The organism is Nitratidesulfovibrio oxamicus (assembly GCF_015731765.1).
Classification (GTDB): Bacteria; Desulfobacterota; Desulfovibrionia; order Desulfovibrionales; family Desulfovibrionaceae; genus Cupidesulfovibrio; species Cupidesulfovibrio oxamicus.
Map to the genome: position 1 here is coordinate 1 of NZ_VRYY01000631.1, position 1,055 is coordinate 1,055.

Genomic DNA, 1,055 nt, shown 5'->3' on the forward strand with positions numbered 1-1,055 from the left:
AGGCGGTGGGGCTGAACACCCAGCGCGCGTTGGTGGCGGCGGGGGTGGGTGCGGCCATCGTGCCCGCATCCGCCCGCAGCGAACCGCGCAAGGGCGTGGTGTACCGCGACGTGGCGGCTGGCAGACATGTTCCGGGAGGCGCGCCGGGCCTGCCGGACATTCGTCTGGACCTGGCGTGGCGGGCCGGGCGGGACGACGCCCTGTTGCGCGGCTTTCTGGATATTGTGGGCGGCTTCGGCGGAGAGGATGACGGAGGCGCGTCCGGAAACGCCATCCTTCCGTCCCTCAATGGGAATGCCGACCACGCGGGAGGAGAGGACGCGGAGGGAGAAGACCCGGCAGACTAGACGCGGGGAGCGCGCGACCCCGCCCGTACCCGGGCGACTGTACGGCCTACCCGCCCAGCCAGAGCACCAGCGGCGGGCAGAAGGTCACCAGCAGCAGGTCCACGATCAGCACCAACAGCACGGGCACGATGGCCCGACCGATGGCGGAAAGCGGTATGCGCGCGATGGAACACGACACCACCAGACACACCCCCAGCGGCGGCGTCAGCATGCCGATGGCCAGGTTCACCACCACGATGACCCCCAGGTGCACCAGGTCGATGCCCAGCGCGGGCAGCAGCGGCACCAGCACCGGCACGAACAGCAGGATGGCGGCGGTGGTTTCCAGAAACGCGCCCACCACCAGCAGCAACAGGTTCACCAGCAACAGCAGCACGATGCGATCCCCGGACAGGGACAGCATCCACGCCGCGATGGCCTGCGGCAGGCGCTCCAGCGCCATCACCCACCCGAACAGCGAGGCGGCGGCGATGATCAGCATGACCACGGCGGAGGTCACCCCGGCGCACAGGGCCAGGCGGGGCAGGTCGCGCCAGCGCAGTTCGCGGTGGGCGTACAGCCCCACGGGCAGGGCATAGGCCACGGCCATGGCCGCCGATTCCGTGGCGGTGGCCACGCCGCCGATGATGGTCCCCAGGATGATGGCGGGCGCGCCCAGCGCCCACGCCCCGGAACGGATGGCGGGCCACAGGGCGCGCGCGTCGAAGC

1 protein-coding gene and 1 pseudogene are annotated in these 1,055 nt (G+C 71.3%); one reads left to right on the plus strand and one right to left on the minus strand.

Features of this window, described 5'->3' with window-relative positions:
* Positions 1-347 (plus strand): annotated as a pseudogene (locus FVW20_RS16430) (LysR family transcriptional regulator); the annotation flags it as partial.
* A gap of 46 nt (positions 348-393) precedes the next feature.
* Here FVW20_RS16430 and FVW20_RS16435 read toward each other — a convergent pair.
* Positions 394-1,055: TRAP transporter large permease subunit (locus tag FVW20_RS16435; protein ID WP_196610434.1), on the minus strand; the 662-nt coding region annotated here is incomplete at its 5' end.